The sequence below is a fragment of the Halochromatium sp. genome (genome assembly GCF_046541315.1).
Lineage (GTDB): Bacteria > Pseudomonadota > Gammaproteobacteria > Chromatiales > Chromatiaceae > Lamprobacter.
The window spans coordinates 1-4,593 of the sequence record NZ_JBKHDN010000215.1 but is presented as its reverse complement, the minus strand read 5'-3'; the positions used below and the strand labels follow the sequence as shown (position 1 = coordinate 4,593).

The 4,593-nt window shown below is 67.3% G+C and carries 5 protein-coding genes and 1 tRNA gene; 5 read left to right on the top strand and 1 reads right to left on the bottom strand.

Annotated features, from left to right (window positions below):
- Positions 1–43: 43 nt before the first annotated feature.
- The 4 genes from tmk to ACLFQI_RS11870 are packed head-to-tail and all read left to right on the top strand — an operon-like array spanning position 44 to position 3,017.
- Positions 44–727 (top strand): dTMP kinase, encoded by a 684-nt coding sequence (gene tmk, locus ACLFQI_RS11885; RefSeq protein WP_410759601.1) that lies wholly within the window; start codon positions 44–46, stop codon positions 725–727.
- Positions 728–729: 2 nt separating this feature from the next.
- Positions 730–1,770, top strand: a complete 1,041-nt coding sequence (locus ACLFQI_RS11880) for a DNA polymerase III subunit delta' C-terminal domain-containing protein (RefSeq protein WP_410759599.1) — start codon at positions 730–732, stop codon at positions 1,768–1,770.
- Positions 1,771–1,817: 47 nt separating this feature from the next.
- Positions 1,818–2,174, top strand: coding sequence for a PilZ domain-containing protein (locus tag ACLFQI_RS11875; protein ID WP_410759598.1), 357 nt, complete (start codon positions 1,818–1,820; stop codon positions 2,172–2,174).
- A 42-nt stretch (positions 2,175–2,216) separates the two neighbouring features.
- On the top strand, positions 2,217–3,017 hold the full coding sequence (locus tag ACLFQI_RS11870) for a TatD family hydrolase (RefSeq protein ID WP_410759596.1): 801 nt from the start codon (positions 2,217–2,219) through the stop codon (positions 3,015–3,017).
- 49 nt (positions 3,018–3,066) lie between these two features.
- Here the strand turns inward: ACLFQI_RS11870 and ACLFQI_RS11865 are convergent, their stop codons facing one another.
- On the bottom strand, positions 3,067–3,924 hold the full coding sequence (locus tag ACLFQI_RS11865; RefSeq protein ID WP_410759594.1) for an SDR family NAD(P)-dependent oxidoreductase: 858 nt from the start codon (positions 3,922–3,924) through the stop codon (positions 3,067–3,069).
- Between the two features lie 566 nt (positions 3,925–4,490).
- Here ACLFQI_RS11865 and ACLFQI_RS11860 point away from each other — a divergent pair.
- Positions 4,491–4,575 (top strand) — tRNA-Leu (locus ACLFQI_RS11860).
- The last annotated feature ends 18 nt before the right edge of the window (positions 4,576–4,593 follow it).

Sequence of the window (4,593 nt, the reverse complement as noted above, 5' to 3'; positions counted from 1 at the left end):
CTCATCGGCCGGAGCGTCGCCCGGCTCGCCGCTCCCCGCGCCGATGCGCCTGTCCGCAGCCGAGGATCGCGGCCGGTTCATCACCCTCGAGGGCGGCGAAGGCGCCGGCAAGTCGACGCAGCTCGCGCGCTTGGTCGACTGGCTGCGGGGGCAGGGGATCGATCCGGTGGTCACCCGCGAGCCGGGCGGAACCCCGGCTGCGGAACGGATTCGCGGGTTGCTGCTTGATGCCGCGGAGAGCGGGTTGAGCGCCGAGGCCGAGCTGTTGCTGATGTTCGCGGCGCGGGCCGATCATCTGGCGCGCTGTATCGAGCCCGCGCTCGACGCCGGCCGCTGGGTGGTCTGCGATCGTTTCACCGATGCCACCTACGCCTATCAGGGCGGCGGCCGCGGCCTGGAGCGGGCGCGGATCGCCGAGCTGGAGCGTTTCGTGCAACGTGGGCTGCAACCCGACTTGACCCTGATCCTGGATCTGCCGGTGGCCAGTGGACTGGCGCGCGCGCGTCAGCGCTCGGCGCCGGACCGCTTCGAGGTCGAGGATCTCGCCTTCTTCGAGCGCGTGCGAGCCGCCTATCTGGCGATCGCCGAGCGCTGCGCCGAGCGCGTGTGTCTGATCCGCGCCGATCGGAGCGAGGAAGCGGTGGCGGCTGAGATCCGCGCCTGTCTCGCCGCCCGCCTGTTCGCTGGGCGCCAGCGCGCGGGTGCCGGCGCGCCGGGCCTTGATTGACGATGGCTCCGACGCCGACAGCACGCCCATGGCCGGAGCCGTTACCGCCCTGGCTGGAGCCGATCTGGCAACGCTTGGCGCGGGCGCATCGGCAGGCGCGGCTGGGGCAGGCGTTGCTGATCGCCGGTCCGCTGGGGGTCGGTAAACGCCTGCTCGCCGAGCGCCTCGCCGGATTGCTGCTCTGCGGTGCGGCCGATCTCGCGACAAGGCCCTGTGGCGTTTGCCCCGAATGCGTGCTGTTGGGCGCTGGTCATCATCCGGATCATCTGCTGCTGGTCCCCGATGCCGAGGCCGCCAGCGCGGAGATTCGCGTCGAGCAGGTGCGTCACCTCTGTGCCCGCGAAACCTTGACACCGACGCGCGGCGCGGTGAAAGTCTTGACGTTGGTGCCGGCCGACGCGATGAATCCGTTCGCCGCCAATAGCCTCTTGAAGACCCTGGAAGAGCCCGTCGCCTCCAGCGTCTGGGTGCTGGTCACCGAGCAGCCGCAACGCCTGAGTCAGACCATCCGCAGCCGTTGCCAGCGGATCAACCTGCCGGTGCCGCCGCAGTCGGTGGCCTTGCCCTGGCTGGAAGCGCGCCTCGCCGAACAGGCTAAGGCGCAGGTCTCCCAGGCCGCGCGCTGTCTTGCGCTCGCGCATGGCGCGCCGTTGCGCGCCCTGGCGCTGGCGACCCCGGAGGCGCTGGCGCTGCGCCAGCGCCTGATCGATGACATCATCGGGGTCGCCCGCGGCGAGCATGACCCGATTGCGGTGGCCAATGAGTGGCAACGGCTCGATGCGGCGGCGGTGCTCGCGGCGCTGATCGATTGGCTGACCGACCTCTTGCGGGTGGCGGTCGCTCCGTCGCCGGCGCGGCTGATCAATCCGGACGCGCGGCCTGAGCTGAGTGCGCTCGCCGAACGGATCGAGCCCGCCGCCGGGCACCGGCTGTTGCAGCGGTTGCTCCAGGCACGCACGATGATCGAGGCGCCGATCAACAAGCAACTGCTGTTCGAGGCCCTGCTGGTGCGCTGGGCTCGACTCGCCGGGATGCGCGCCTGATCGACTCCCCATCGAGGTCCGGATCGAGAACGGAGGATTCAACAGCGATGCCAGCCGAGCAGGTCGAGAGGCGAAACCATATCCTGAGCCTGGTCATCGAGGATCGGTCCGCCCTGCATGCCGCCTACATGCCGTTCGTCAAGAACGGTGGGCTGTTCGTGCCGACGAGCACGCCCTATCGACTCGGCGACGAGCTGTTTCTCCTCGTCCAGCTCCTGGATCAGCCAGAGCGTATCCCGGTGGCCGGCAAGGTGATCTGGATGACCCCGCAGGGCGCCGAGGGCAATCGCGTCGCGGGCGTCGGTATCCAGTTCAACGCGCAGGGTAACCAGGATATTCGCCAGATCTTCGAGCAGTACCTGTCGGCGGGAACCGAACCCCAAGGCCCGACTCATACGCTCTGAGGTCATGCCCCGCAGGCCTGATGCCCCCAAGGTGATTCATCGATGTTCGTTGATTCTCATTGCCACCTCGACCGGGTCGATCTGACCCCCTATGCCGGCGATTTCGATGCCATGCTGGCACAAGCGCGCGCAGAGGGCGTGCAACACATGCTCTGCGTCTGCATCGACCTCGAGCACTACCCGGCGATGTGCCAGCGGGTGAAGGACCATCCGGACATCTCGGTCTCGCTCGGTGTGCATCCGAGCGAGCAGGGTGGTCAAGAGCCATCCGTCGAGGAGCTGGTGCGGCTGGGGTCCGACCCCGCCGTGGTTGCGATCGGCGAGACCGGACTCGACTACCACTACAATGACGGCGATCTCGGCTGGCAGCGCCAGCGCTTCGCGACCCATATCGAGGCCGCGCGCCGGCTCGCGAAGCCGCTGATCATCCACACCCGTGACGCCCGCGAGGACACCATCGCGCTGATGCGCGCCGCCGGTGCCGAACAGGCGGGCGGCGTCATGCACTGCTTCACCGAAACCTGGGAGATGGCCAAGCAGGCCCTGGATCTGGGATTCTATCTCTCGTTTTCCGGCATCCTCACCTTCAAGAACGCCGCCGCGCTGCGCGAGGTGGCGCAGTCGGTCCCGCTCGATCGCCTGTTGATCGAGACCGATTCGCCCTACCTGGCGCCGGTGCCCTATCGCGGCAAGAAGAACGAGCCGCGCTTCGTCTCCCATGTCGCCGCGCGCATCGCCGCGCTACGCGGCCTCTCGGTCGAGGCCCTGGCCGAGATCACCAGCGAGAACTTCTTTCGGCTGTTCCGTGCCGCCCGGCCTGCCGAGCAGCGGTTGCCCGGTTGATGCGCGCTGGCCGAAGCGCGAGGGGTGCCGGGTTGCGCTGATCCGGCGGCTAGACCTCGTCGAGATTCGCCAGGCGTTCGCTGATCTCCCAGACGCGCGCGTTGGCGGCCGGATCGCGCACCTGGGCCGGCATCGCGATGACTTGGCAATCGCCGAAGTATTCGCCGCTGATCTCCGCCACCTCGGGCGACTCGAGCAGATACATCACGCGCTCGGCGGCTTGCTCGGGTTGCGCGAGCGCCCAACCGAGGAGCAGGCTGACCGATTTCCAGAACAGTCCCTGGGCGCCGTCGGTCCCGCCGAGGTTGGATTTGAACACGCCGGGAAAGACGCAGTTGATGGTGACGCCGCTGCCCTTGATGCGTTTGGCGAATTCACGCGTGACATGCAGCATGCCGAGCTTCGACTCGACATAGGCGCGCATCATGCGAAACGAGCGACCTTCCCAGTTCAGGTCGCCGAGTTCCATGGACTCATTGATGCGAGTGCCGACGTTGACGATACGGGATGGCGCGGCGGCCTTGAGTTGATCGAACAGCAGGTTGGTCAGGATGAACGGCGCGAGGTGATTGACCGCCAGGGTGCATTCGATGCCGTCCTCGGTCAGACAGCGTTTCGGAAAGGCGGTGCCGGCGTTGTTGACCAGAAAGTCCAATGCCGGCGCGCGCTCCTTGACCTCGGCGGCGAGGGCGCGTACCTGGGCCTGCGACTTCAGGTCCGCGAGCAGCAGCTCAAGACCCGAATTGCCGGTGGCCGCTTCAAGCTCCGCGCGCGCGGCCTCGCCGCGCTCCCGGTCGCGGGCGACCATCAGCACGCGCGCGCCCCTGGCCGCGAGCGCTCGCGCGACCGCCTTGCCAAGTCCGGAGTTAGCACCTGTCACCAGCGCGGTTTTGTCTGCGAGATCCATCGAAGATCCTCTTGCGGTCGGTCGAGTGGGCTATCTTGGCTGCGGATATCGGTCTTGTTCGTCGCAGGTCAATGCCAGCCGGCAGAGGCGGCGAGCTGACTGGGGGCAGGCGGGATGAAAACGCCTGATCGCCTGATGCCGGTCAGGGTCGCATGGGCGATGATTGATCGGCATCAATCCTGATCTGTGTCAGCTGAGGGCCCTGGATACCCGGGACCTGGATACCCGGGACCTGGATACCCGGGATCAGCACTCGGCAATCGAAACGCCCCGACCCGAGAACACCACTTGCCTCTCGATATTCCGCAACTCGGGCAGGACCTCCGGGTTCTCTGCGAACGCGACGGCCAGCCCGCAGGGTGAACGCAGGATGTGCATCCCGATCCCCGAGTGAACGATGATCGCGAGACCATCCTATGTTCGCGGTCAAAAAGCAAGCCTGGGCGCGAGCGCGCGGTCGAACGCGGCGGCCAGCCAGGCTGACGCCGGATGTGGTCGCTGGGCATGAAAGTCGGTAGACTTCCCGATGGCCGCTGTTCCCGTCCCCTGGTGGTCGGGCTGCTCTTGCGCGGGTGGCGGAATTGGTAGACGCGCTGGATTTAGGTTCCAGTGGGTGATCCCGTGGGGGTTCGAGTCCCCCCTCGCGCACCAATCGAATCAGTGACTTGC

What these genes read in the sequence shown, in the direction of transcription:
- tmk (WP_410759601.1), top strand. Translation starts at nt 44, where the DNA reads ATGCGCCTGTCCGCAGCCGAGGATCGCGGCCGGTTCATCACCCTCGAG.
- ACLFQI_RS11880 (WP_410759599.1), top strand. Translation starts at nt 730, where the DNA reads ATGGCTCCGACGCCGACAGCACGCCCATGGCCGGAGCCGTTACCGCCC.
- ACLFQI_RS11875 (WP_410759598.1), top strand. Translation starts at nt 1,818, where the DNA reads ATGCCAGCCGAGCAGGTCGAGAGGCGAAACCATATCCTGAGCCTGGTC.
- ACLFQI_RS11870 (WP_410759596.1), top strand. Translation starts at nt 2,217, where the DNA reads ATGTTCGTTGATTCTCATTGCCACCTCGACCGGGTCGATCTGACCCCC.
- ACLFQI_RS11865 (WP_410759594.1), bottom strand. Translation starts at nt 3,924, where the DNA reads ATGGATCTCGCAGACAAAACCGCGCTGGTGACAGGTGCTAACTCCGGA.